Source organism: Listeria farberi, assembly GCF_014229295.1.
GTDB lineage: Bacteria > Bacillota > Bacilli > Lactobacillales > Listeriaceae > Listeria > Listeria farberi.
Genome location: NZ_JAARZL010000007.1, coordinates 1 through 25,518, shown reverse-complemented (window position 1 = coordinate 25,518; position 25,518 = coordinate 1). Strand labels below are relative to the sequence as shown.

Genomic DNA, 25,518 nt, shown 5'->3' with positions numbered 1-25,518 from the left:
AAGAAAAGCGCGTTTTGACACATGATAGTAATATTATAGCAAATTTCGCTATAAATTCCTAATAAATAAAGCAGTGAAGCGAAAAGCCCCACTGCTCATAGTTTAACGTTTGTTCATTTCTTCAAGTAATAGTTTATTAACCATTGGTGGATTTGCTTGGCCTTTTGTTGCTTTCATTACTTGACCAACTAAGAATCCAACGGCACGGTCTTTTCCATTTTTAAAGTCAACAATCGATTGCTCATTGTTATCTAAAATTTCGCTAATGATTGTGCGTAAAGCTCCTTCATCGGAAATTTGAACAAGTCCTTTATCTTTGACAACTTGCTCTGCTTCGCCACCATTTTGCGCTAATTCGCGGAAAACTTTTTTAGCAATTTTAGATGAAATAGTACCTGCTTCGATTAATTTAATCATGCCTGCAAGATTTTCAGGAGTTAGCCCTGTTTCATGAAGTTCTTTTTGTTCGGCATTTAAATAGGCGGAAACTTCGCCCATCAACCAGTTAGAAGCTTGTTTAGCGTCCGCTCCAGCAGTAAGAGTTGCCTCAAAGAAATCAGACATTTCTTTTGTTAGCGTTAGAACCATCGCATCATATGCTGGTAGACCAAGATCATTAATATAACGAATTTGGCGTTTGTCTGGAAGTTCAGGAATTTCTGCACGAATGCGTTCTTTCCATGCTTCATCAATAAATAAGTCTACTAAATCTGGCTCAGGGAAATAACGATAATCGTCGGAACCCTCTTTAATACGCATCAAGGAAGTTTTTCCAGTTGCTTCTTCAAAACGGCGTGTTTCTTGTTCGATAATGCCACCAGACTTAAGTACTTCAGCTTGGCGTTTTTCTTCATATTCAATACCTTTACGCACATTGTTAAATGAATTCAGGTTTTTTAGTTCCGTTTTCACACCAAATTCTTCTTGACCAATTGGACGAATAGAAATGTTGGCGTCACAGCGCATGGAACCTTCTTCCATTTTCACATCGGATACGCCAGTGTATTGAATAATAGATTTTAGTTTTTCCAAGTATGCATAAGCTTCTTCTGCAGAACGAATGTCTGGTTCAGAAACGATTTCGATGAGCGGTGTTCCTTGGCGGTTAATATCCACTAAAGAATAACCGTGCGATGTATGCGTATTTTTCCCTGCATCTTCTTCTAAATGAAGACGAGTAATACCGATTTTTTTCTTTTTACCCCCAACTTCGATTTCAATCCAGCCATGTTCGCCAATTGGTTTATCGAACTGGGAAATTTGGTATGCTTTCGGATTATCAGGGTAAAAATAGTTTTTACGGTCGAATTTTGTATGTTCAGCAATCTCGCAGTTGATTGCCATGGCTGCTTTCATACCATATTCGACAGCGCGTTTATTTAAAACTGGTAAAACTCCTGGCATTCCTAAGTCTACCACGGTTGTATTTGTATTTGGTTCTGCTCCAAAATGAGCTGGCGCAGAAGAAAATATTTTTGAATTGGTTTTTAACTCTACGTGAACCTCAAGTCCAATAACTGTTTCAAAATTCATTGCTACGCCTCCTATAAGTTTGGTTTTTCTTTATGGAATGTTGTTTCTTGTTCAAATGCGTGCGCTACTTTGTATAATAATGATTCTTCAAAGTAGTTACCGATAATTTGTAATCCTACTGGTAAGCCATCTGAGAATCCACATGGAATAGAAATAGCTGGCACACCTGCTAAGTTAATCGGAACAGTTAAAATATCATTGGAGTACATTGTAATCGGATCATTAATCATACCGTCAATTTTAAAAGCTGTTGTCGGAGAACTTGGTCCGATAATAACATCGTAGTTTTCAAATACATTAACAAAATCTTGTTTAATTAATGTACGAGCTTGTTGCGCTTTTTTATAGTAAGCATCATAGTAACCCGAACTTAATGCATATGTTCCAAGCATAATACGACGTTTTACTTCATCTCCAAAGCCTTCAGAACGCGTTTTTGTGTAAAGTTCTTCTAAAGTAGTCGCGTTTGGAGAACGGTACCCGTAACGAACGCCGTCAAAACGAGAAAGGTTAGAAGAAGCTTCACTAGATGCTAAAATATAATAACTTGCTACACCGTATTCAGAATGTGGTAAAGAAACTTCATCCCAAGTAGCACCAAGTTTTTCGAGTGTTTTAAGTGCATCTAATACTGCTTGTTTGACACCAGGATCAACACCTTCACCAAGATATTCTTTTGGAACACCAATGCGTAGGCCTTTAATATCCCCAGTTAAGCTATCTGAGAAGCGCTCTACTGGTTGATTGATGGAAGTAGAATCATTCGCATCTAAACCAGAAATCGCTTCTAGTAAATACGCATTATCTGCTACGTTTTTTGTAATTGGGCCAATTTGGTCTAGAGAAGACGCAAAGGCAATTAAACCGAAACGAGATACACGGCCATATGTAGGTTTCATTCCGACTACCCCACAAAAAGCTGCTGGTTGACGGATAGATCCACCAGTATCACTACCAAGCGAGAATAAAACTTCGCCTGCTGCAACTGCGGATGCACTGCCACCTGAAGAGCCACCAGGAACTCTGGATAAATCCCATGGGTTATGTGTTTTGTGAAAATACGATGTTTCTGTAGAAGATCCCATCGCAAATTCATCCATGTTTAATTTTCCGATATTAATTGTTTGCGCCTTTTTTAATTTAGAAACAACGGTCGCATCATAAATCGGGTCGAAGTTTTCTAAAATTTTACTTGCTGCTGTTGTACGCAAGTTTTTTGTTACGATGTTATCTTTAATCCCGATTGGAAGCCCTGCAAGCATGTTGTTAGGATCTATGCCAGCATCTCCAAGCTCTTCTGCTACACCAAATGCTGCCTCTTTATTTAAAGTAATAAAAGAACCAACTTTGTCCTCTACAGATTCAATTCGGTTGAAAGATTCTGATACTAAATCAAATGGTGAAATCTCTTTTTTTACTAATTTATCATGTAATTCTTTTACTGAAAAATCAAATAAGCCCAAAATATTTTCCCTCCTTAACGTGTTTATTGTTCCATAATTGTAGGTACCTTGAACATGCCGTCTTGCTCATCTGGCGCATTTTTCAGTACTTCTTTACGATCTAATCCTTTTGTTGCCACATCTTCACGTAACACGTTCGATACGTCGATTGCATGGCTGGTAGGTTCTACATTCGTTGTATCTAAAGTATTTAATTGCTCTACTAGCTCAATAATTTTACCGAGCTGACCCGCAAAAGCAGTTGCTTCTGTTTCTGAAACTTCTAACTTGGCAAGATTTGCTACTTTTTCTACTGTTTCTTTGGATATATTTGACAAAATGCCATCCTCCTTTTTAGTGGTACTTTCTACGCGATAGTACTTCCCGCCTGTTAAAAATGGGAAGAACTGTCCTCTCCTGCATAATTATACAACAGGAAAGAACAATTCGCATTGTTTTTTATTAATCATAAATGTGAGCAGTAGCTGCATCTTCATTTGCTTTTCTAGTAATTAAAGCGGCTGGACCGTCCGATGTAGATATATTTACTTGTAAATCAGCTGTTTTCGGAATATGTTGTCCTACTAAATCTGTCACATATTGCGTAAAGCCAATAATTTCCGCTTGTCCATAAAATTGTAATGGGATATCAATACTAAGTTCTGTTAACTGCCCGTCTTCATATCTACCACGACCAACTACGCCTGTAAAATTCGGATAGTAATCTTCAATAGATTTTTTGAAGTTAAGGAAATTATCATTGTCTGTTTTGTGATTTTTTGCAGCTTCTGTGGATGGTAAAACGTAATTTTTTTCGTCAATGTCTTTCCAATTAGATAAGCTATCGCCATTTGCTGTTGTATAAGTAAGAAAATTACCTGGAGCTACAGCATCACGTGGCCCTTGCTTATAAATAGCAATCGTAACTGGAACATTTTCCAATCCTTTTGTTTGGCGAATTCGATTCAACACAGTAGCAGACATTTCTTTTCCTTGTGCTAGTAAATCGCTGTCACTGATTTCTTGTTCAAAAGTATCTCCGTATTGTTCTTTTTGATAGTAATCAACAGAATTCATTGCCAGCGCGATAGAAATCCCACCAAGCGCTACTGTATCTTTATCTGTTTGTTTTAAATAATCTTGTTCTAAAATATGTGCTAAGTAAATTGGCTTACGATCTTTTCCGTCACCATTACTTTCTGGATTTAAACCATTGGGATTTTTTTTGCTTTTTCGGTCTAACCATTTTTCTAATGTATCCTTATCCAAATATTGTCCTTCTTGAAAAAGGTAATTGTCTGGCGAATATTTATTTTGGGAAATTCGCATTAAACCCGATTCCAACTCGTTAATATCATACCGAGAGTATATATTCGATACTACAAGACCACGAGATTTACTTGCTTTATACGGTAATACTGTTTTGTAATAATTAGATGAAATTTGATTTTTTGTCATGATGCCCGTTTCTGCTTTTTTATCATCTTTTTGTACCACTTTATCGTTTGAGTCGAGTTTTGGGGCACAGCCAGAGAGAATAAGCGTTAAACCGAGCGCTGCAATTATGAGTTTTTTCATTCGTTTAATCCACCTTCGTCTGGTAAGTACTCTATTAAGTCTTCTTCGGACCAAATAGGAATTGCTAGTTCTTCAGCTTTGGCTAGTTTAGAACCAGCATCACTGCCAGCTACAACAACATCCGTTTTCTTACTGACGCTTCCAGAAACATTTCCACCGAGAGATTCAATTAATGCTTTTGCATCGTTTCGTGTTAGCTTTTCCAGTTTTCCAGTTAAGACAACTGTTTTTCCTGCAAAAACAAGTTCCTCTTCGGACATGTTTTCTAGTTTTGGCCCTGTATAGGTCATATTGACGCCAGCCCTTTTTAGTTCTTCTAGTAAATCATGTACTTCTTCATTCGCAAAATAAGTCACAATACTGTCTGCCATTTTTTCCCCAATATCGCTAATACTTGTCAATGTTTCTTTGTCTGCTATTTTCAAATTATCCATTGTTTCAAAATGAACTGCAAGCGATTTGGCTGCTTTAGCACCAACATGGCGAATTCCCAAGCCAAAAAGTAATTTTTCAAGCGAATTTTGTTTACTTGCTTCGATGGATGTCAGTAAATTGGTTACTGATTTCTCACCCATTCTTTCTAATTCTAACAGTTTCTCTTTCGAAAGGAAAAACAAATCTGCTACATCTTTAATTAAATGCATTGAAAATAGCTGAATAATAACTTTTTCACCAAGACCATCGATATTCATCGCATTTCTTGAAACAAAATGGATAAGCCCTTCTTTAATTTGAGCTGGACACTTAGGATTAATACATCTTAGTGCTACTTCTTCTTCTAAGCGAACGAGTTCACTATCACATGTTGGGCAGTTTTTTGGCATGTGGAAAGGTTCTTCACTACCGTTACGTTCTTCGGTAATGCTCTTAATCACTTCAGGAATAATATCGCCAGCTTTTTTGATTAAAACGGTATCGCCAATGCGAATATCTTTTTCTGTAATTAAGTCTTCGTTATGAAGTGAGGCACGGCTAACTGTAGTTCCTGCTACTCTTACTGGTTCTAACACCGCTGTGGGAGTTATTACGCCAGTTCTGCCAACGTTCAATTCAATATCCAGCAGTTTAGTTGGTACTTCTTCTGCAGGAAATTTATAAGCAATTGACCATCGTGGTGATTTCACTGTTGTCCCCATTTGCCGTTGTTGTTCTAAATTGTTTAATTTCAAAACGATACCATCAATATCGTAAGCTAAACCAGCTCGTTTTTCTGTCCACTCGTCAATATAAGCATATACTTCCTCTAAATTATTGCAAAGTCTACGCTCTTTATTGACTTTAAGACCTAGCGTTTCAAGCATGTCTAAGCCTGCACTATGTGTCTCAACACCCATTTCACCAAAATCGGCTACAGCATAAAGAAAAATATCAAGATTTCTAGATGCAGCAATTTTTGTATCTAATTGACGAAGTGATCCGGCCGCTGCATTTCGCGGATTTGCAAATAACATCTGGCCTTCTTCTTCGCGTATTTCATTTAATTTTTGGAAGGAACGTTTTGGCATAAAAGCTTCCCCACGAACTTCAATGGAATAAGCTTTTTTCAGTTTCATTGGGATAGAACGAATCGTGCGCAAATTAGCAGTGATGTCTTCACCAACTGTTCCATCACCTCGCGTAGCACCTTGATTGTACTTACCATTTTCGTATTGAAGTGATACGGCTAGTCCGTCAATTTTCAGTTCGCACATATAACTAATGTCATCACCGACTTTATCACGGATACGGCGATCAAAATCAGCCAAGTCATCGCGATTAAACGCATTTGCCAAGCTTAACATTGGTGTGTCATGTTCTACTTTTTTAAAACCTTCTAAAACTTCTCCGCCTACTCGTTTCGACGGGGATTCAGGTGTAACCCATTCTGGATGCGCTTCTTCTATTTTAAGTAGTTCTTGCATCTTTTGATCGTATTCGGCATCTTCTACTGTTGGATTATCTATTACATAATAATCATAGCTGTATTGATCAAGTATGTTTATTAGTTCTTCATACCGTTTTTTATCAGCCATTTCTTCACCTGCTTTTTCCAAATTTATACTTTTTCAATTGGCGCAAATTCTGCGAGCAATCGTTTGACTCCAGTTGGGCTTGGGAATGCAATATCAAGTTCCATTCCGCTACCTTCTCCTTTGACACTTACGACTGTTCCTACGCCCCATTTCTTATGACTAGCTTTATCGCCGACTGTCCAACCGAGTGTTTCCGCTCCAGAAGATTTGTAAGCAGTAGTTGCTTTTTGCGGCATGCGCGCTTTGGCATAAGGTTTATCAGCTGTTAATTTATTTTCATTACCTAATTCTAGTAAGTCACGAGGAATTTCGCCAATAAAGCGAGATTCTTGGTTAGATGATGGGCGCCCATAAAGCATCCGGGAGTACGCGCTCGTTAGGAAAAGTTCTTCTTCTGCTCGAGTAATACCAACGTAAGCAAGTCGGCGCTCTTCTTCCATTTCTTCTTCTTCATAAATGGCTCTAGAATGTGGGAAAATCCCTTCTTCCATCCCAACTAAAAAGACGACTGGGAATTCTAGCCCTTTGGCAGAGTGAAGCGTCATAAGCGTCACAGCACCGTTTTGTTCTTCATTGTCTTCATCTAACTTATCCACATCTGCAACGAGAGCTAAATCAGTTAAAAAGGCAATTAACGTTTTATCGTCATTTTCTTTTTCAAAATTTTGTGTGACAGATAAAAACTCGTCGATATTTTCTAAACGTGTTTGTGCTTCAATTGTTCGTTCATTTTTTAGCATTGCTCGGTAACCTGTTTTTTCAAGGATTTCTTCTACTAGTTCGGTTACAGATAAGAAATCTTGCATTTGCGTGAAGCCACGAATTAAATCATGGAAGGCAACTAAGTCTTTGCTTATTTTAGGAGAAATCCCTGCTAATTCGATGCGGTTAAGTACTTCAAATAGACTGAGGTCATAAGTTGTCGCAACATTGTTTAGCTTATCTAATGTGCCTGGTCCAACACCGCGTTTTGGTACGTTAACAATACGGGTCAAACTAATATCATCTTCATTATTACTAATTAAACGTAAATATGCCAAAATATCTTTGATTTCTTTTCTGTCATAGAATTTCGTACCGCCAACCATCGTGTAAGCCATATTCGACTTCATGAAATATTCTTCCATTACACGGGACTGTGCATTGGTTCTATAAAGAATCGCAAAATCAGAAAGTGGTCGATTCGAGTTATTTATTTCTTCTTGAATTTTCATAACCACATAGGCAGCTTCTTCTTTTTCCGTTAGAGCCTTATGATAAAAAATCTTTTTCCCTTCTGCATTACTTGTCCAAAGATTTTTCGGCTTACGATTACCATTGTTTTCAATCACGCGGTTTGCCGCTTCTAAAATACGTTTGGTCGAACGATAATTTTCTTCTAGCAAAATAGTCTTCGCATTAGGGTAATCTTTTTCAAAAGACATAATGTTACTAATATCTGCCCCGCGCCAACCATAGATTGATTGATCCGAATCTCCGACGACGCACAAGTTTTTGAATCTTGAAGCAAGTTGTTTCACGAGTAAATATTGCGCGTGGTTTGTATCTTGGTACTCATCCACATGAATATATTGAAACTTACGCTGATAATATTCTAAAACATCTGGTACGCGTTCAAATAACTGAATCGTTACCATAATTAAATCATCAAAATCGAGTGCTTGGTTTTTCTTAAGTTTCTTTTCATATTTTTCATAGACTTCACCGACCATTTTGTCGTAAAAACCACTTGCTTCTTTAATATATTCGCTTGCTGTTATCAGTTCATTTTTTGCATTGCTAATAGAAGCCAAAATACCCCTTGGTTCAAACTTCTTGGGGTCGACATTCTTTTCTTTTAAAATGCCTTTAATAACTGATAATTGGTCACTACCATCTAAAATGGTAAAATTCCGTTCATAACCGATTCTGTCAATATCACGACGTAAAATTCGTACGCACATGGAGTGAAAAGTGGAAATCCAAATTGATTCCGCTTCTCCGCCCATCAAATTGCCAATACGCGATTTCATTTCGCGTGCGGCTTTATTAGTGAACGTAATCGCTAAAATATTATAAGGATTCACGCCACGTTCTCTTACTAAATAAGCTATGCGATGGGTTAATACACGTGTTTTACCACTCCCTGCACCAGCCATAATTAATAGAGGTCCTTCTGTACTTTCTACTGCTTTCCGTTGTTCTGGGTTTAATCCGTCAACTAATTCTTTTGCATTCAATTGCATTTTCCTATACACCACCATACAAACATTTGTTCTTATTTTATCATACTACACTTTATAATCAAACCGTTTTCTTTCCAAAAATAGTTGCGGTTTCTAGTGCTTTTTCTAAATCCTCATAAATAATATTGCCCACAATAATCGTATCCGCGTACTTTGCCATTTCAGCAGCTTGCTCTTTGGAACGGATTCCCCCACCATACCAAAAATTGGTGTCGCTTAAAACTTCACTTACTTTTCTTACTGCTTCCGGATCGCCGTACATACCGCTATATTCAACATAAAAAATCGGCAGATGAAATATATTCTCTGCTAATCTCGCATAAGCAACAATATCTTCATCCGTTAAATCTGTTTTTGCTTCTGTTAAACGGGCAACTTTTGCGTCTTTATTTAAAATAACATAACCTTCTGATGTAACTCGCTTCCAAGGAATAAAATCCCCTAGTTCCTTGATTAAATCTTTGTGTAAACCATGCGTCCATTTACTATTTTCTGTATTTAATACGACTGGAATTAAAAAATGTTCTGCTTCAGGCAAAATCATGGATTCATCGCTTACTTCAAGGAAAATCGGTAAATCTGTTTCAGCTAATAATTCGTACAAATTTTCGACTGCTTCTATTTCTAAATTATCTGTCCCTCCAATGATAAATCCATCGGTTCCAGAATGAATGAGCTTTGTGACACTATTATGAGGTAAATTCTTTGCTGGGTCTAACTTGAATAAATGCTTCATTTGCTTCTCCAATTCTTCTCTATAATGGGATATCTTATTATAGCATTAGTTACATTTCATCGCACCCTTACAATAGGAAATTTTAACTTTTTTTAAGCTTTTTTTACGACTTCTTGTTGGGATAGCTTTTATTTTATGGTATGATGAGGAAAATTTGATTTTATTAAGACTTCTAGAGCACTGACATAGAAAAAGGAAATGGGGATATTATGCAAGAAAACAGAGAAGAATGGGGCTCAAAAGTCGGGTTTATATTAGCATCCGCTGGGTCCGCAATAGGAATTGGTGCGATTTGGAAACTGCCTTATGTGGCCGCAACTGCAGGAGGTGGCGCATTTTTCTTATTGTTTTTAATTTTAACCTTACTTGTAGTCATGCCACTTTTGATTGCTGAATTTATGATTGGACGAGGTTCTGGTGGAGATGCAGTTCAAGCTTATAAGACGCTCGCCCCCGGAACAAAATGGAACTTACTTGGAAAATTAGGCGTAGTGGGTGCAAGTATTTTATTTTCATTTTATAGTGTTGTTGGTGGTTGGATTATTACTTATTTAATTAAAACGCTCGCTGGTGGGATTGCCGGAGAAAATCAAGCAAGTTTGCTGCATGATTTTCAAGTGACGACAGCTAATCCGTGGATTTCGGTTGGGGCCACCGTTTTCTTTATTTTACTCAATGTAATTGTAATTAGTCGCGGGGTTGTTAGCGGAATTGAAAAAATGAGCAAGTTTATGATGCCCGCACTTTTTATTTTATTTATAGTTTTAATTATCAGGTCTTTGACACTACCTGGTGCAATGGAAGGTGTCGCATTTTTCTTACGACCCGATTTTAGTCATTTTACTGCTCAAACGGTTCTTATTACTCTTGGTCAGGCGTTCTTTTCACTCAGTGTGGGGATTTCGGTGATGGTTACGTATAGTTCTTACTTGAACCGTTCGACTAGTTTACCTCAGTCAGCGATTTCGGTTTCGCTTATGAATGTGTTTGTTTCGTTACTTGCGGGATTAGCAATTTTCCCAGCGGCATTTTCGTTTAATATTACGCCAGATGCTGGACCAGGATTGCTATTTGTTATTTTACCCTCGATATTTAATCAAATGCCGTTTGGAATGTTGTTCTTTATTATTTTCTTGATTTTATTCTTATTCGCCGCATTAACCTCCAGTTTCTCGATGCTCGAAGCAACTGTTGCGCCACTGATGAATGCTGGCGTTAATCGTAAAAAAGCGAGTCTTTGGATGGGGCTTGTGATTGTGTTAATGGCAATTCCAAGTGCTCTTAGTTTCGGTGTTTGGAGCGATGTTCAGATTTTTGGACTAAGTATTTTTGATGCTGCCGATTATCTTGTGTCGAATATTATCTTGCCAGTTGGTGCTTTATTTATCGCGATTTTTGTTGGCTACCGATTACCACGCGAGTTGCTTTTAAAAGAATTTACCACGAGCAGCCATTTTGGCAAAAAGGTTTTTATTATTTGGCTCTTTCTCATTAAATATATTGCACCAATCGCGATTATTTTTGTCTTCCTATCCGCGACCGGCTTAATTGATTTTCTGTTTTAACAAAAAAAGCAATCCGCTAATTTTTTTAGCGAGATTGCTTTTATTATATTGCCATCAGTACGATACTAGTCACACAAATCAAGATTCCACTTAGGCCAATCGCCGTTCCAATTGCTCGTTTTTCTCTAACATTAGCAAGCGTCGTGAAAATAAAACAAACAATAAAGACCCAGTGCCATAGTAAAGAAAAATCAAGCCCAGTGCCAGTGGAAATCATATTAATCACAAAATAAATAACTGCAAGAGCAAGAATAGAGATGATTACAATCTGATAGGTTTTACTATTAAACTTTTTCAATATTAATCCCTACCAATCTTATTCTGGCTTTGTCATTCTTGAAAACACCACATCGTACATATCGTTGCCATAATGAAGTGAACGTTTTACACGTGAAATGGTTGCTGTACTTGCTCCAGTTTCTGATTCAATTACATTATATGTTTTTCCATCATGAAGCATTTTTGCTACTTGGAAACGTTGAGCCATGGACTGTATTTCATTCACTGTACAAACATCATCAAAAAAAGCATAACATTCTTCTAAATTCTCGAGCGTTAAAATCCCTTGGAAGAATTCATCCAATCCTTGTCCACGCAACTTCTCTATTTGCATATCTTTACCTCCAAATAATCTCATATATCCTACTTTCATATTTTAACGTACCAACGCGTAAAATACAAACGTTTCTCTTTACGAAACAAACAAAAAAGTACCATCTAGGAATTTATCCTGAGATAGTACTTTCTTTATTATTCTGCTTTTGTGCCAATATCGATGCGATAAAAGAAATTTGGATTATCCAATTTTTGCATTTCTGGATACAGTAAAGTCCTTGCATCACTCATGGTTTCAGCTTCTTTTGCTAGCAATAACACACGTCCACCATCAGAAATAAAATCGCCATTTTCATCCTGTTTGGTACCTGCATGATAAATTGCTACATCTTCTGCAACATCATTTAGTCCGGTTATTTTATTTCCTTTTTCATAATGCTCCGGGTAACCAGCGCTTGCTAATACCACACCTAGTGTAAGTCCCGTTTTCTTAAATCGAACATCTGGTTTTTCGTTATGGAGTAAAGCCTCTATAAGCGCTGCAAAATCACTTTCTAAACGTGGTAAGACGACTTGTGTTTCTGGATCCCCAAATCGTGCATTAAATTCAATTACTTTTGGACCATCTGCGGTTAGGATAAGGCCTGCATATAGAATTCCGCGGAAGTAACGACCTTCTTCTACCATCCCTTTTGCTGCTGGGCGAAGGATTTTTTGGACAGCTTCTTCTATTACAACTTCAGAAATATGTGGCACGGGAGAATAGGCACCCATTCCACCAGTATTGGGTCCTTTATCGCCTTCATAAGCACGTTTATGGTCTTGCGCAATTGCCATTGGATAAACTTCTTCTCCGTTTACAAAAGCCATCAAAGAAAACTCTTCTCCTGCTAAGAAGTCCTCGATAACGACCTTAAGAGATGCGTCACCGAATTTTTCTTCTAACATCATATCTTTTAACGCAAGAACTGCTTCTTCCATTTCTAGCGCTACTGTGACTCCTTTTCCGGCAGCGAGTCCGTCTGCTTTAATAACGATTGGCACACCGCGCTCATCCAGGTATGCTTTAGCTTCTGCATAATCGGTAAAGGTTCTTGATGCTGCCGTTGGAATAGCATATTTCTCCATAAATTGTTTCGCAAAATCTTTACTACCTTCAATTAAAGCTGCATTTGCTTTTGGACCAAATGCTTTAATTCCTGCTTCTTCTAGAGCATCGACAACACCTTCCAAAAGAGGTACTTCAGGTCCAACGATAACAAAAGCAATTTCTGCCTTTTTAGCAAAATCAATTAAACCTGCTTTATCTGTCTCAGAAATAGCTACTAATTGAATGTCATCTATACACATTCCGTCATTTCCCGGAGCGCAATATACTTTTTCGACATTGTTTGATTCTAGCAATTTTTTACTAATAGCATGTTCTCGACCGCCGCTACCAACTACTAATAAATTCATTTAATGACACGTCCTTTTTATGAGGATTAATGTTTGAAATGGCGTACATGTGTTAGAACCATGGAAATACCATATTTATCAGCCATTGCAATTGATTCTTTATCTTTGATTGATCCACCAGGTTGAATAATCGCTGTAATGCCTGCTTTTGCCGCAGCTTCAACTGTATCATCCATCGGGAAAAAGGCATCGGAAGCCAGTACAGCACCTTTTGCTTTTTCACCAGCTTGTTCTATTGCGATTAAGGCTGAACCGATTCGATTCATTTGACCAGCGCCAATTCCAAGCGTTTGTTTTTCTGAGCCAACAACAATCGCATTGGATTTGACATGTTTTACAATTTTCCACTGAGCTAGTAAAGCTTTCATTTCTGAGTCGGTTGGTTGTTTTTCTGTCACTACTTCATAACTTGTTGTATCTTCTACAAGAGCATCATTCGCTTGAATAAGAAGCCCGCCATTTACAGAAGTTTTCTCGAAACCTTTTACGGAACTCGCAAATGGAACAGTTAACAAGCGAATATTTTTCTTTTTCGCTAAAATCGCAAATGCTTCTTCAGAAAAACTTGGTGCAATGATGATTTCTAAGAAAATTTTGCTCATATGTTCTGCTGTTTTCGCATCGACTTCTTTATTTAAGGCAACAATTCCTCCAAAAATAGACGTTTCATCTGCTTCGTAAGCTTTCAAATAAGCTTCTTCAATAGTTTCACCAACGCCAACACCGCATGGATTCATATGTTTTACTGCAACCGCAACTGGCTCCGTAAATTCACTAGCAATTTTAAGGGCTGCATCTGCATCACGAATATTGTTATAAGATAACTCTTTACCGTGCAACTGTTTCGCAGCACTAATCGAGTTTTCTACTGTACCAGGATCTGTATAAAAAGCTGCATTTTGGTGAGGATTTTCACCGTAGCGCAAGACTTGTTTTCGATTGTAAGTGAACGTCACTTTTTCTGGGAATGCTTCTCCAGTGATGTTCGTTAAGTATTCTGCAATTAAAGCATCATAGGCCGCTGTGTGTCGGAATACTTTCGCAGCTAGACGTTGGCGCGTTTCAAAAGTAGTTGCACCATGTTCTTGTAGTTCTGTGAGTACTGTATCATAGTCCGCTGTATCAACCACTACCGTTACCGCCGCATAATTTTTCGCAGCTGACCGTAACATCGAAGGTCCGCCAATATCAATATTTTCAATCGCTTCTTCTAAAGTAACACCAGGTTTTTGAATCGTTTCTTGGAAAGGATATAAATTAACGATGACTAAATCAATTGGCTTGATATCGTGTGCTGCAATAGCTTCCATATGTTCAGCTGTATCGCGTCTTGCTAGTAACCCGCCATGAATTGCTGGATGAAGTGTTTTTACGCGGCCATCAAGCATTTCGGGAAATTCAGTTACTTCTTCTATTCCAGTTACTGGTACGCCAGCTCGTTCAAATGCCGCTTTTGTTCCACCGGTCGAAATAATTTCTACTCCAAGTTCTACTAATTTTTCTGCAAATGGCACGATGCCGTTTTTATCTGACACACTAATAAGCGCTCTTTTCATGATAATTAATCGTTCCCTCCATTTTGAATTAATCCTCGAATCACTTTTGGATAAAAAATATGTTCTACTTGATGAATTTTTTCAGCTAAAGTATCTACAGTTTCTGTTTTAGCGATTGCTACTTTGACCTGGTCGATTATTGGTCCTGTATCCATCCCGGCATCCACGAAATGAGCTGTAACACCAGTTTCTGATACTTTCGCTTCGATAGCTTGACCAATCGCGTCTTTCCCTTTGAATGCAGGTAATAACGACGGATGCAAGTTAACAATTTGTTCAGGGAATTCTGCAAGTAACGTAGGCCCTATCAAACGCATATAACCCGCAAGCACTAATAAATCAATTTCCAAACCGCGCAGTTCTAATAAAATTTCGGTTTCAAAAGCCTCTTTATCTGGATAATTTTTCACATCAAATAGGAAAACCGGAATATTTTGCATGTTTGCGCGTTCTACAACATAGGCGTTTGGTTTATCACAGACAAGTAGCTTCACATGAGGCTTAATGAGCTCATCATCTACTAAAGCTTGAAAATTCGAGCCATTACCAGAAGCAAAAATAGCTATATTCATCCGTTTGCGCCTCCGAAAATAACAGCATCATCAAAACGCGTTGTAACTTCTCCAATAACATAAGCCGCTTCCCCGTTTTGAACAAGTACTTCTAATGTTTTTTCGACATCCTCTTTCGCAACTGCCAACACCATGCCAATGCCCATATTGAAAATTTCATACATTTCAAGTTCGCTCAATTGACCATATTTTTTCATTACATCAAAAATTGGAAGAACCGGCCACGAGCCAAGCTCCACTTTGACAGCTAAATCATTTGTTAACATCCGCGGTAAATTCTCTACAAATCCGCCACCTGTCACATGAGTAATACCGTGAACATCCACTGCTTTTAAAACTTCTAAAACTGGCTTCACGTAAATGCGTGTCGGCTTAAGTAACTCTTCCACAAGTGGCACATCTAGTTCCGTGAACATTTCATTTAACTTAAAGTCATTATCTTTAAAGAAAATTTTTCGAACTAGTGAGTAACCATTACTATGAATTCCGCTCGACGGGATACCAATGAGCGTATCTCCTGCTTTGACTGCACCTTCTGTAATCAGTTTCTTTTTCTCGACAGCTCCGACAGTAAAACCTGCTAAATCATAATCGTCTGACCCGTACATATCAGGCATTTCAGCAGTTTCGCCGCCAATTAAAGCAGCACCAGCTTGTTCACAGCCGTCAGCTACCCCTTTAACAATTTGTTCCATTTTAACAGGATCTGTCTTCCCTGTTGCAATATAATCTAAGAAAAATAAGGGCTCGGCACCTTGAGCTAAAATGTCATTCACACACATCGCCACGCAGTCAATCCCAATCGTATCATGCTTATCCGCTTCAATAGCTAAAAGTAATTTTGTCCCAACGCCATCCGTACCAGAAACAAGAACAGGCTCTTTTAAATTCAAACTACTTAAGTCAAACATGCCACCAAAAGAACCGAGTGCACCAATTGCGCCCATCCGCTCTGTTCTAGCTACATGCTTTTTGATACGCTCGACTACTTGATAGCCAGCATCTACATCCACGCCTGCTTTACTATATGCATTCTCTGCCATTCGATTTGTCACTCCTCATTATTTTTCTGCTTCTAAGCTCGCTAAATATTCTGCTTCATAATCGTATAAAGGGGTCGGATAATCGCCGTTAAAATAAGCCATACAAAGTCCCCCATAAGGTTCATTCGGATAAGGTCTTCCAATGGAATCTACTAAACCTTCTTCACTCAAATACTCTAAAGAATCTGCGCCAATAATACGGCAAATTTCATCAACGGAATAATTAGAAGCGATTAATTCATTTCTTGTTTGAATATCAATTCCATAAAAACAAGGGTAAGCAAGTGGTGGAGAAGCAATTCTCACGTGAACTTCCGCCGCTCCTGCTTCTCGTAAAAGCTGGACAATCCGTTTACTTGTCGTCCCGCGTACGATTGAATCATCAATCATCACAACCCGTTTACCTTCCACAACACCTCGCACGGCAGAAAGCTTCATTCTAACCCCTTGTTCCCTAAGTTCTTGCGATGGCTGAATAAAAGTTCTTGCCACATATCTATTTTTGATGAGACCAAGTTCGTACGGCAGTCCGGCTTCTTCTGCATATCCAATCGCCGCAGAAATACTTGAATCCGGCACACCTGTCACTACATCCGCATCAATAAATGCTTCTTTTGCGAGTCTTTTCCCAGAACGCTTTCTGGCTGAGTGAACATTAATTCCAGCAATATTAGAGTCTGGTCGAGCAAAATAAATATATTCCATGCTACAAATGGAATGCGTCACATTCTCCGTGAACTTTTCAATCTGAAGCCCATCATCATTAATAATAATCAGTTCGCCTGGCTCCACATCTCGAACAAATTCAGCGCCAACCGTTTCAAAAGCACACGTCTCCGAAGCAACTACGTACGAATCACCAATACGGCCAATCGAAAGCGGTCTAAACCCATTCGGATCAAGCGCCGCATACATGGTATCTTCCGTCAGAAGCATATACGCAAAGCCACCTTTGACCTTATTTAAAGCCACTTTCAAATCTTCAACAAAATCACCTGTATGGCTCCGTTTAATTAAATGAGCTAATACTTCTGTATCCGAACTCGTTTGGAAAATAGCTCCCTCTTCTTCTAATTCACGGCGTAAACTTTTTGCATTAACCAAATTCCCGTTATGCGCAAGTGCCAAAGAAGAACTATGAAAATGAAATAAAAATGGTTGTACATTGCCTAAGTTTTTTTGACCAGCAGTTGCATATCGAACATGACCAATGGCTGCTTTACCTTTTAAATCGTCTAATTCACCGTGTTTAAATACATCTGCTAAAAGCCCGAGATTCCGGTGACCTTTTAGCGTTTCTCCATCTGTTGAAACAATTCCGGCACCTTCTTGACCGCGATGTTGTAAACTATGCAACCCATAATAGGTGATTTCTGCTGCATTAGGATGATCCCAAATACCAAAAATCCCACATTCTTCATTAAGTCCTTTTACTTCAGCAAGCATGGAATAGCCCCTTCCCAAATGGATCGTAATTCCGTTGTTTTCGCTGTTACTATTTCTTCTTTATGTTTCACACGAATCGTATCATCTGCCGTTACTACACCAACTCGGTAAACTTTTTCCTGATCCATTAATTTAGCAAAAGCTGCTTCATTTTCTGGTTTTACAGATACTAAGAAACGTGATTGTGATTCACTGAATAGTTGATTCAATTTAAACGGCACTTCTACATCGGCACCAAACCCTGCTTTAAATGTTGCTTCCGCAAGCGCAACCGCAAACCCGCCTTCTGCCAAATCGTGACTAGAAGCAACTAGACCTTCCTGAATTGCCGTTAGAAGTAAGTGTTGGTATTTTTTCTCTGTCGCTAAATTTAATTCTGGCGCGCGTCCGCTAATTTTTCCTTGTTGTAATTTCTGTAATTCCGAGCCGCTATATTCAGCTTTTGTTTCACCAATTAAGAAAATCACATCGCCACTATTTTTAAAATCTTGTGTTGTAATGTGTGACAAATCTTCTACTAAACCAACCATCCCAATCACCGGCGTTGGATAAATTCCCGTACCATCTGTTTCATTATAAAGCGAAACATTTCCCGAAATAACTGGCGTATCAAGCTCTAGACAAGCTGCACTAATGCCATCTGCTGCTTTTTCAATTTCCCAAAAAATTTCTGGTTTTTCAGGATTACCAAAATTAAGTCCATCTGTAATCGCGAGTGGTCTCCCGCCAGAACAAACGATATTGCGCGCCGCTTCCGCAACCGCTATCGCTCCGCCTACTTCTGGATCAAGATACAAATAGCGCGAGTTACAGTCAGTTGTCATCGCAATTGCCTTCTCGGTCCCACGCACACGAACAATTGCCGCATCTGATCCGGGCGCAACTGCTGTGTCTGTGCGCACTTGATAATCATATTGTTCATAAATATGTCGCTTACTAGCAATCGTTGGCTGAGCAAGTAACTCTTTCCAAACACCGACCACATCTTCAATCACCGGCACAAATGCTTCCTCTTCTTGGAAAGCTTGATAACGAGCTGGCTCTTTCGAAGGCTTATGATAAACAGGTGCATCTTCTGCAAGTGCATCAACAGGAACATTCGCAACCACTTCACCGTGATGAATAATTTTGTACATTTTATCATCCGTTACTTTTCCAATGACAACTGCTTCTAAACCATATCGTTCAAACAAAGCTTGAATTTCTTCCACATGTCCTTTTTTCACACATAAAAGCATTCGTTCTTGCGATTCAGAAAGCAACATTTCGTATGGTGTCATATGTAGTTCACGTTGCGGCACATCGTCCATAATTAATTCCAGTCCAGCACCTGCTTTTGACGCCATTTCGGAACTTGAGCTAACAAGCCCAGCAGCTCCCATATCTTGAATTCCCACTAAAATATCCGAATGATCACGAATCACATCTAAACATGCTTCAAGCAATAATTTCTCCATAAAAGGATCACCCACTTGTACAGCAGAGCGTTGTTGTTCGCCTTCTTCACTAAACTCTACAGATGCAAAAGTCGCGCCGTGAATCCCGTCACGACCAGTTTTAGCACCAACATACATAACAGGATTGCCAATTCCTTTTGCTTGTCCCTTTTGAATATCTTTTGCTTCAATTAAACCGACACACATTGCATTAACTAGCGGATTTTTCGTATAACAAGGATCAAATTGGATTTCGCCACCAACTGTTGGGATCCCAATAGAGTTGCCATACCCAGCAATCCCCGCAACCACTTCACTAACTAAATACTTTGCATGCGATGTATCTAATTCACCAAAACGAAGTGAATTAAGCATTGCAATCGGTCTAGCTCCCATCGAAAATACATCACGAATAATTCCTCCAACACCCGTTGCTGCTCCTTGATAGGGCTCCACATAAGAAGGGTGATTATGACTTTCCACTTTAAAAGCAACACCAAGACCATCGCCTATATCTACAATCCCAGCACCTTCGCCCGGACCCTGCAATACTTGTTTTCCTTCTGTAGGAAATTTCCTTAGTACCGGTTTAGAATTTTTATAACTACAATGTTCCGACCACATAACGGAGAAAAGTCCAGTCTCTGTATAATTAGGCTCACGTCCAAGAATGGAACAAACAAGCTCATACTCATTATCCGTTAAACCCATTTCTTGATAAATCTTTTGTTCTTTAATTTCTTTTGTCGTTGGTTCCAAGTTAGGCATTTACTCGTTCCTCCTTCCAAGCTTTTACAACGGACTCGAAAAGTCTTAAACCATCAGTACCGCCAATAATTTCTTCTACCGCACGCTCTGGATGTGGCATCATTCCAAGCACGTTCCCGCGTTCATTTACGATACCAGCAATATCCGCACGACTGCCATTTGGATTCACGCTATCATATGTAAACACAATTTGGTTATTATCTTTTAATTTTAAAAGTGTTTCGTCATCACAGTAATAATTACCTTCCCCGTGAGCAACTGGAACTTGGATAATTTCGCCTTCTTCATAAAGTTTTGTGAACATCGTATCCGCATTTGCCACACGAAGCGGCACTGTTTTACAAATAAAATGCAAATTATTATTTCTAATTAACGCACCTGGCAGCAAACCAATTTCCGTTAAAATCTGAAATCCATTACAAACACCAAGCACTGGTTTTCCCATTTCAGCAAAGCGCAAAACTTCTGGCATAATACTTGAAAATTTTGCAATCGCACCAGTTCGCAAGTAATCTCCGTAAGAAAATCCACCTGGAAGTAACACCGCATCAAAACCTGCTAGACTTGTTTCCGCATGCCATACATATTCCGCCTCCTCGCCAAGAGAATCGCGAATCGCATGTAGCATGTCAAGATCACAATTAGAACCTGGGAACTGAATGACAGCAAATTTCATCGTTTACGCCTCCTCAATTTCATATCGGTAATCTTCCATCACCGGATTGGTTAACAGTTTATCGCACATTTCATTTAATACTTCATGAATATCTCTTTCTGACTTCGCTACTTTAAGTTCCATAAATTTACCAATACGAACATCTTCTACTTCCACGTAACCCATGCTTTTCGCTGCATCTTTTACTGCAACACCTTGTGGATCTAATACGCTTTTCTTTAAAGTGACATAAACTTTGACATTATACATTTTGTGGCCTCCTAGTTTTGAACTTGCTTTAATCTATTCAATACTTCTGTATACACATCTGTTAAATTGCCAATATTCCGACGAAAGACATCCTTATCGAGCTTTTGATTTGTTTCTTTGTCCCAAAGTCTGCATGTATCTGGTGAAATTTCATCTGCTAGTAAAATATTTCCATCCGCATCACGACCAAATTCTAATTTAAAATCAATGAGAGTAATATTCATTTGATTAAATAAAGTCTGCAATGCTTCATTAATAGTACGAGCTGCCTTTCGAATCGTTTCCATCTCAAGCTTTGTCGCAATTCCGAGATACAACACATGATCGTCATTAATAAACGGATCATCTAAGGCGTCATCTTTATAATAAAATTCCACAATCGCATTTGGAATTTCCTCGCCTTCTTCTTTACCAAGACGTTTCGCAAGACTACCAGCCATCACATTACGAACAACTACTTCAAGTGGAATAATTGATACCTCTTTCACCAATTGCTCCGTTTCCGAAATCATTCGGATAAAATGACTCTTTATTCCCGCTTCTGCTATATGGGAAAAAATAAGCGATGTAATTTGGTTATTAAGCTGACCCTTACCAGCAAAAGATTCCTTTCGTAGGCCATTGAGCGCCGTTGCATCATCCTTATAAGCCACACGCAAGACCCCAGCTTCTTTTGTTTTAAAAAGTCGTTTTGCCTTTCCTTCATAAACCAATTCATTAGTCACGATAATTTATCTCCTTATAAAGTACTTAACCTCTTTGAAAAAATAAATATCAAAGAGGTTAGGTTGTATTCTGCCCGTAATTATAATCCTAAGCGATCAAAAATTAAGTCGACATTCTTCAGATGATAGTTGTAATCAAAACAGTCTGCAATTTCTTCTGCAGATAGATTTTCAGTAATAGTTGCATCTTGTTCTACTAATTCACGAAATGGTACTTGTTGTTCCCAAGCTTCCATCGCTCTTGGTTGCACGACATCATAAGCCGCCTCACGAGCTAAACCTTTATCAATGAGCGCTAGTAATACGCGCTGTGAGTAAATAAGCCCAAGCGTTCTGTCCATATTGCGCTTCATATTTTCTGGGAAGACCGTCAAGTTTTTCACAATATTACCAAAACGATTTAAAATATAATCTAATAAAATAGTTGAATCCGGTAAAATAATTCGTTCTGCTGAGCTATGAGAAATATCACGTTCATGCCAAAGCGGTACATTTTCATAAGCAGTAACCATATGCCCACGAATAACGCGAGCTAGTCCAGTTACATTTTCAGAACCAATTGGATTACGTTTATGCGGCATTGCGGACGAACCTTTTTGTCCTTTTGCAAAGAATTCTTCTACTTCGCGTACTTCACTTTTTTGTAGTGCACGTACTTCGACTGCAAATTTTTCGACAGAAGTAGCAATTAAAGCAAGCGTTGCAAGATATTCTGCGTGACGATCACGTTGCAATGTTTGCGTTGAAATCGGCGCTGGAGTAGTTCCTAGTTTTTCACAAACATATGCTTCCACAAAAGGATCAATGTTAGCATAAGTCCCAACAGCTCCGGAAATCTTTCCGAACTCTACACCGTCAGCAGCAAAGTTAAACCGTTCTAAATTACGTTTCATTTCCTCGTACCATAGAGCAAGTTTTAAACCAAAAGTAGTTGGCTCCGCGTGAACACCGTGCGTACGACCCATCGTTACTGTATATTTATGTTCTTTCGCTTTTTCGCCAATAATCGCAATGAAATTCTCCAAGTCTTTTCTTAAAATTTCATTTGCTTGTTTGAGTAAGTAAGAATTCGCTGTATCTACTACATCTGTTGAAGTTAAGCCATAATGAACCCATTTACGTTCCTCACCAAGTGACTCAGAAACCGAACGAGTGAACGCCACCACATCATGTCTCGTTTCTAGCTCAATCTCATGAATACGTTCCACATCAAACTTCGCATTAGCACGAATCTTCGCTACGTCTTCTTTCGGAATATCACCAAGCTCTGCCCAAGCTTCACAAGCCAAAATTTCTACCTCTAGCCAAGCCTGATAACGGTTTTGTTCTGTCCAAATGTTGCCCATTTCTTTACGAGTATAACGTTCTAACATCCTTTTTAATTCCTCCAGTTACTTCCAAATTTGCGTTTCTTCTATATCACTCAATACCGCTTTTGGTTCATCAGTCAAGATAGTTATATGACCCATTTTGCGATTAATTTTAGCTTCTTTTTTACCATAATAATGTACAAACCAATGTGGATAATCTATCATTTGTTCATTCACTGCCTCCACATGTTGCCCTAAAATATTGACCATTAACGCTGGTTTCAATAGCTCAGGTTTTACGAGCGGTAAGCCAACTATCGCACGAATATGCTGTGTGAACTGCGAAATCGAACAAGCTTCAATCGTAAAATGTCCTGAGTTATGAGGTCGCGGAGCAAGTTCATTTACATAAATCGCCCCAGAACTAGTCACAAACATTTCTACAGCTAAAACACCACATAATTGAAGTACATCAGCTAATTTTTTAGCAATTTCTTCCGCTTCTTCATGGACATCCGCTGCTACTTTGGCTGGTGCAATAGTCGTATGCAAAATATTGTTTACATGAACATTCTCAGCTACTGGGAATGTTTCCACTTGTCCATTTAAGTTACGCGCAACAATCACAGAAATTTCTTTTTCAAAAGGAATCCAAGCTTCTAACACACAAGAACCGTAACGCAACAATTGTGCCGCATCCTCAATATCACTTGCATTGTGAATAACAACTTGTCCCTTCCCATCATATCCGCCTTGCGCTGTTTTTAAGACAGCAGGATAACCAATACTTCTTATCTCATTTTCGATTTCTTCTTTATCAACAATTACAGCATATGGCGCAATATTAATGTTAGCAGATTCTAAATAAGCCTTTTCTAAAATTCTGTCTTGCGTAATCGAAAGTAATTCCGATCCTTGTGGGACAGATACTAAGTTTTGCGTCATTTTTAAAGCATCATAGTCGATATTTTCAAACTCATAAGTAACTACATCTGCTTTTTCGGAAAGTTCGCATAATGCTACTTTATCATCATAATCAGCTACGACTTGTTCATCGCTTACTTGAGCTGCTGGACAATCTGCTGTAGGATCTAAAACAATAATTCGATAACCCATTGCTTTTGCAGCTATCGCTAGCATACGTCCTAATTGTCCACCACCGATGATACCAATTGTACTATTTGTCAGTAAAAATTTTTTATCCAAGAGAATCACTACTTTCTAGAACTGTTTCTTCTAGTGTAGCACGTCTTTTTTGTAATCTGTTAGTAATTGCATCGTCCGTTATAGATAAAATTTGTGCGGCTAGAAGTCCAGCATTTACTGCACCACTTTCTCCAATAGCAACTGTCGCTACCGGAACACCTCCAGGCATCTGTACAATAGAAAGTAACGAATCCATTCCATTCAACGCTTTTGATTTAATTGGCACACCAATTACAGGCAAAGTCGTCTTTGCTGCAACCATACCTGGCAAATGCGCCGCGCCCCCAGCACCGGCAATAATAATTTTTAAACCACGTTCCCGCGCTTGTTCTGCATATTGAAACATTAAATCTGGTGTACGATGAGCAGAAACCACTTTTTTCTCATAAGCTATGTCTAATTCATCTAATACATCACATGCTTTTTTCATTGTATCCCAATCTGAGGTACTCCCCATAATGACACCAATTACAGCAGGCATTACGTGATCAACTCCTTAATAATCTCTTTTCGACTCTTTCATTCTAACAATAGGTACGATAAAAGTCAACGTAAAATCGAACATTTAATTGTTACATTTTATTAACGTTCGTGTTTAGGGCGTATTTGGTCTTTTTACTAGCATTATGTATCCAATTTCACCAAATAAATAAAAAAAGAAGCTACCATCATAGGTAAGCTTCTCTTCATTTCCGAACCTGTTTAACCCAAAAACCACCATGGATTTGTTTTGGCTCAGAAGAAACAATAAATGCACCATTATCAATTTCAATAATATGTTTATATAATTTCCGCTCATTTTTTCTTTGTGTCAAAATTTCAAGCATCATCCGTTCACCATCACGACCACTCGCAAGCCAACTAGTAACCCCATATCCTAAATCACGAATTTGATTTGGCAAGTCTAAGTTATATTCTTTTGTAATAACGTTCACTGTAATATACCCTAAAGCAATTCGCTCTTCAATTTTCATACCAACGATAATTCCTACGCCAAATCCAATTGCATACGCTAAAACATTGGCAATATTATTTAAGTTATCCAAAACCAAACTAAGGGCAACTACATAGATAATCATTTCAAACACACTTGAAAGAGCAGCTAAATAACGATAACCTTTCATCGTCAAAAGTAACCTCACCGTATAAATCGTCACATACAAAATATTTACAATAAAAATAGTAACCACTATAAATATACTGTTATCCACTAAAATACCCCCCACCAAAAAACTACATTTCATTGTGAGTCTTTTACTAATATAACATCCAATAAGGTAGCTGACAAAAGAAACACCTCAACAAAAAAAGTCCTAAATAATTAGGACTTTGTTAGATTGCCCGGCAGCGACCTACTCTCGCAGGGGGAAGCCCCCAACTACCATTGGCGCAGAGAAGCTTAACTACCGTGTTCGGGATGGGAACGG

At 38.5% G+C, this 25,518-nt stretch carries 23 protein-coding genes and 1 rRNA gene; 1 reads left to right on the top strand and 23 read right to left on the bottom strand.

Going from position 1 to position 25,518, the window contains the following annotated elements:
- Positions 1-102 precede the first annotated feature (102 nt).
- From gatB to pcrB, 7 genes are all read right to left on the bottom strand, one after another.
- On the bottom strand, positions 103-1,533 hold the full coding sequence (gatB, locus tag HCB38_RS14105) for an Asp-tRNA(Asn)/Glu-tRNA(Gln) amidotransferase subunit GatB (protein WP_185319992.1): 1,431 nt from the start codon (positions 1,531-1,533) through the stop codon (positions 103-105).
- Positions 1,534-1,544: 11 nt separating this feature from the next.
- Positions 1,545-2,996, bottom strand: coding sequence for an Asp-tRNA(Asn)/Glu-tRNA(Gln) amidotransferase subunit GatA (gene gatA / locus HCB38_RS14100; RefSeq protein WP_185319991.1), 1,452 nt, complete (start codon positions 2,994-2,996; stop codon positions 1,545-1,547).
- A 23-nt stretch (positions 2,997-3,019) separates the two neighbouring features.
- On the bottom strand, positions 3,020-3,313 hold the full coding sequence (gene gatC / locus HCB38_RS14095) for an Asp-tRNA(Asn)/Glu-tRNA(Gln) amidotransferase subunit GatC (protein ID WP_003722233.1): 294 nt from the start codon (positions 3,311-3,313) through the stop codon (positions 3,020-3,022).
- A gap of 124 nt (positions 3,314-3,437) precedes the next feature.
- Positions 3,438-4,553, bottom strand: a complete 1,116-nt coding sequence (locus tag HCB38_RS14090) for a CamS family sex pheromone protein (protein ID WP_185319989.1) — start codon at positions 4,551-4,553, stop codon at positions 3,438-3,440.
- Positions 4,550-6,565: an NAD-dependent DNA ligase LigA gene (ligA, locus tag HCB38_RS14085; protein WP_185319988.1), complete on the bottom strand. Its 2,016-nt coding sequence runs from the start codon at positions 6,563-6,565 to the stop codon at positions 4,550-4,552. Before ligA ends, HCB38_RS14090 begins: the two co-directional genes overlap by 4 nt.
- Before the next feature lie 23 nt (positions 6,566-6,588).
- Entirely contained in the window at positions 6,589-8,784 is a 2,196-nt protein-coding gene (gene pcrA, locus HCB38_RS14080) for a DNA helicase PcrA (protein ID WP_185320053.1), read from the bottom strand.
- Positions 8,785-8,848: 64 nt separating this feature from the next.
- Positions 8,849-9,526 (bottom strand): heptaprenylglyceryl phosphate synthase, encoded by a 678-nt coding sequence (pcrB, locus tag HCB38_RS14075; protein WP_185638839.1) that lies wholly within the window; start codon positions 9,524-9,526, stop codon positions 8,849-8,851.
- Between the two features lie 209 nt (positions 9,527-9,735).
- On the opposite strand from pcrB, the gene HCB38_RS14070 reads away from it, so the two are divergent.
- Positions 9,736-11,091, top strand: coding sequence for a sodium-dependent transporter (locus HCB38_RS14070; protein ID WP_185319986.1), 1,356 nt, complete (start codon positions 9,736-9,738; stop codon positions 11,089-11,091).
- Between the two features lie 43 nt (positions 11,092-11,134).
- Here HCB38_RS14070 and HCB38_RS14065 read toward each other — a convergent pair whose 3' ends face one another.
- From HCB38_RS14065 to rrf, 16 genes are all read right to left on the bottom strand, one after another.
- On the bottom strand, positions 11,135-11,389 hold the full coding sequence (locus tag HCB38_RS14065) for a hypothetical protein (protein ID WP_185319985.1): 255 nt from the start codon (positions 11,387-11,389) through the stop codon (positions 11,135-11,137).
- Between the two features lie 18 nt (positions 11,390-11,407).
- The gene (locus HCB38_RS14060; protein ID WP_003720075.1) at positions 11,408-11,704 is read right to left on the bottom strand and encodes a YerC/YecD family TrpR-related protein; all 297 of its coding nucleotides are present in this window, start codon (positions 11,702-11,704) and stop codon (positions 11,408-11,410) included.
- Between the two features lie 137 nt (positions 11,705-11,841).
- On the bottom strand, positions 11,842-13,104 hold the full coding sequence (gene purD, locus HCB38_RS14055) for a phosphoribosylamine--glycine ligase (protein WP_185638837.1): 1,263 nt from the start codon (positions 13,102-13,104) through the stop codon (positions 11,842-11,844).
- A 26-nt stretch (positions 13,105-13,130) separates the two neighbouring features.
- Complete coding sequence (purH, locus tag HCB38_RS14050; RefSeq protein ID WP_185638835.1) at positions 13,131-14,660, bottom strand: bifunctional phosphoribosylaminoimidazolecarboxamide formyltransferase/IMP cyclohydrolase; 1,530 nt, start codon at positions 14,658-14,660, stop codon at positions 13,131-13,133.
- Positions 14,661-14,665: 5 nt separating this feature from the next.
- Positions 14,666-15,232: a phosphoribosylglycinamide formyltransferase gene (gene purN, locus HCB38_RS14045; protein WP_185620054.1), complete on the bottom strand. Its 567-nt coding sequence runs from the start codon at positions 15,230-15,232 to the stop codon at positions 14,666-14,668.
- Complete coding sequence (gene purM / locus HCB38_RS14040; RefSeq protein ID WP_185638833.1) at positions 15,229-16,275, bottom strand: phosphoribosylformylglycinamidine cyclo-ligase; 1,047 nt, start codon at positions 16,273-16,275, stop codon at positions 15,229-15,231. Before purM ends, purN begins: the two co-directional genes overlap by 4 nt.
- An 18-nt stretch (positions 16,276-16,293) precedes the next feature.
- Positions 16,294-17,721, bottom strand: coding sequence for an amidophosphoribosyltransferase (gene purF, locus HCB38_RS14035; RefSeq protein ID WP_185638831.1), 1,428 nt, complete (start codon positions 17,719-17,721; stop codon positions 16,294-16,296).
- Positions 17,706-19,925 carry a phosphoribosylformylglycinamidine synthase subunit PurL gene (gene purL / locus HCB38_RS14030; RefSeq protein WP_185638829.1) on the bottom strand — a complete coding sequence of 740 codons (2,220 nt, stop codon included), beginning with the start codon at positions 19,923-19,925 and terminating at the stop codon, positions 17,706-17,708. Before purL ends, purF begins: the two co-directional genes overlap by 16 nt.
- Positions 19,918-20,601, bottom strand: a complete 684-nt coding sequence (gene purQ, locus HCB38_RS14025) for a phosphoribosylformylglycinamidine synthase subunit PurQ (protein WP_185319978.1) — start codon at positions 20,599-20,601, stop codon at positions 19,918-19,920. Before purQ ends, purL begins: the two co-directional genes overlap by 8 nt.
- A 3-nt stretch (positions 20,602-20,604) precedes the next feature.
- Complete coding sequence (gene purS, locus HCB38_RS14020) at positions 20,605-20,850, bottom strand: phosphoribosylformylglycinamidine synthase subunit PurS (RefSeq protein WP_185319977.1); 246 nt, start codon at positions 20,848-20,850, stop codon at positions 20,605-20,607.
- 11 nt (positions 20,851-20,861) lie between these two features.
- Positions 20,862-21,575 carry a phosphoribosylaminoimidazolesuccinocarboxamide synthase gene (purC, locus tag HCB38_RS14015; protein WP_185638828.1) on the bottom strand — a complete coding sequence of 238 codons (714 nt, stop codon included), beginning with the start codon at positions 21,573-21,575 and terminating at the stop codon, positions 20,862-20,864.
- A gap of 80 nt (positions 21,576-21,655) precedes the next feature.
- On the bottom strand, positions 21,656-22,948 hold the full coding sequence (purB, locus tag HCB38_RS14010; RefSeq protein ID WP_185319975.1) for an adenylosuccinate lyase: 1,293 nt from the start codon (positions 22,946-22,948) through the stop codon (positions 21,656-21,658).
- 18 nt (positions 22,949-22,966) lie between these two features.
- Entirely contained in the window at positions 22,967-24,091 is a 1,125-nt protein-coding gene (purK, locus tag HCB38_RS14005; protein WP_185638826.1) for a 5-(carboxyamino)imidazole ribonucleotide synthase, read from the bottom strand.
- Positions 24,084-24,572, bottom strand: a complete 489-nt coding sequence (purE, locus tag HCB38_RS14000) for a 5-(carboxyamino)imidazole ribonucleotide mutase (RefSeq protein ID WP_185319973.1) — start codon at positions 24,570-24,572, stop codon at positions 24,084-24,086. The genes purK and purE overlap by 8 nt, the downstream gene beginning before the upstream one ends.
- Positions 24,573-24,777: 205 nt before the next feature.
- Positions 24,778-25,302: a DUF2179 domain-containing protein gene (locus tag HCB38_RS13995; protein WP_185319972.1), complete on the bottom strand. Its 525-nt coding sequence runs from the start codon at positions 25,300-25,302 to the stop codon at positions 24,778-24,780.
- A gap of 128 nt (positions 25,303-25,430) precedes the next feature.
- Positions 25,431-25,518: ribosomal RNA gene (gene rrf, locus HCB38_RS13990) — 5S ribosomal RNA — on the bottom strand; the annotation flags it as partial.

Coding starts and splice junctions, on each gene's coding strand:
- purQ (WP_185319978.1), bottom strand. CDS start 20,601: ATGAAATTTGCTGTCATTCAGTTCCCAGGTTCTAATTGTGATCTTGAC.
- purH (WP_185638835.1), bottom strand. CDS start 14,660: ATGAAAAGAGCGCTTATTAGTGTGTCAGATAAAAACGGCATCGTGCCA.
- gatB (WP_185319992.1), bottom strand. CDS start 1,533: ATGAATTTTGAAACAGTTATTGGACTTGAGGTTCACGTAGAGTTAAAA.
- purM (WP_185638833.1), bottom strand. CDS start 16,275: ATGGCAGAGAATGCATATAGTAAAGCAGGCGTGGATGTAGATGCTGGC.
- purN (WP_185620054.1), bottom strand. CDS start 15,232: ATGAATATAGCTATTTTTGCTTCTGGTAATGGCTCGAATTTTCAAGCT.
- HCB38_RS14070 (WP_185319986.1), top strand. CDS start 9,736: ATGCAAGAAAACAGAGAAGAATGGGGCTCAAAAGTCGGGTTTATATTA.
- purB (WP_185319975.1), bottom strand. CDS start 22,948: ATGTTAGAACGTTATACTCGTAAAGAAATGGGCAACATTTGGACAGAA.
- HCB38_RS14090 (WP_185319989.1), bottom strand. CDS start 4,553: ATGAAAAAACTCATAATTGCAGCGCTCGGTTTAACGCTTATTCTCTCT.
- purD (WP_185638837.1), bottom strand. CDS start 13,104: ATGAATTTATTAGTAGTTGGTAGCGGCGGTCGAGAACATGCTATTAGT.
- purE (WP_185319973.1), bottom strand. CDS start 24,572: ATGCCTGCTGTAATTGGTGTCATTATGGGGAGTACCTCAGATTGGGAT.
- purL (WP_185638829.1), bottom strand. CDS start 19,925: ATGCCTAACTTGGAACCAACGACAAAAGAAATTAAAGAACAAAAGATT.
- ligA (WP_185319988.1), bottom strand. CDS start 6,565: ATGGCTGATAAAAAACGGTATGAAGAACTAATAAACATACTTGATCAA.
- purS (WP_185319977.1), bottom strand. CDS start 20,850: ATGTATAATGTCAAAGTTTATGTCACTTTAAAGAAAAGCGTATTAGAT.
- pcrB (WP_185638839.1), bottom strand. CDS start 9,526: ATGAAGCATTTATTCAAGTTAGACCCAGCAAAGAATTTACCTCATAAT.
- purF (WP_185638831.1), bottom strand. CDS start 17,721: ATGCTTGCTGAAGTAAAAGGACTTAATGAAGAATGTGGGATTTTTGGT.
- HCB38_RS14060 (WP_003720075.1), bottom strand. CDS start 11,704: ATGCAAATAGAGAAGTTGCGTGGACAAGGATTGGATGAATTCTTCCAA.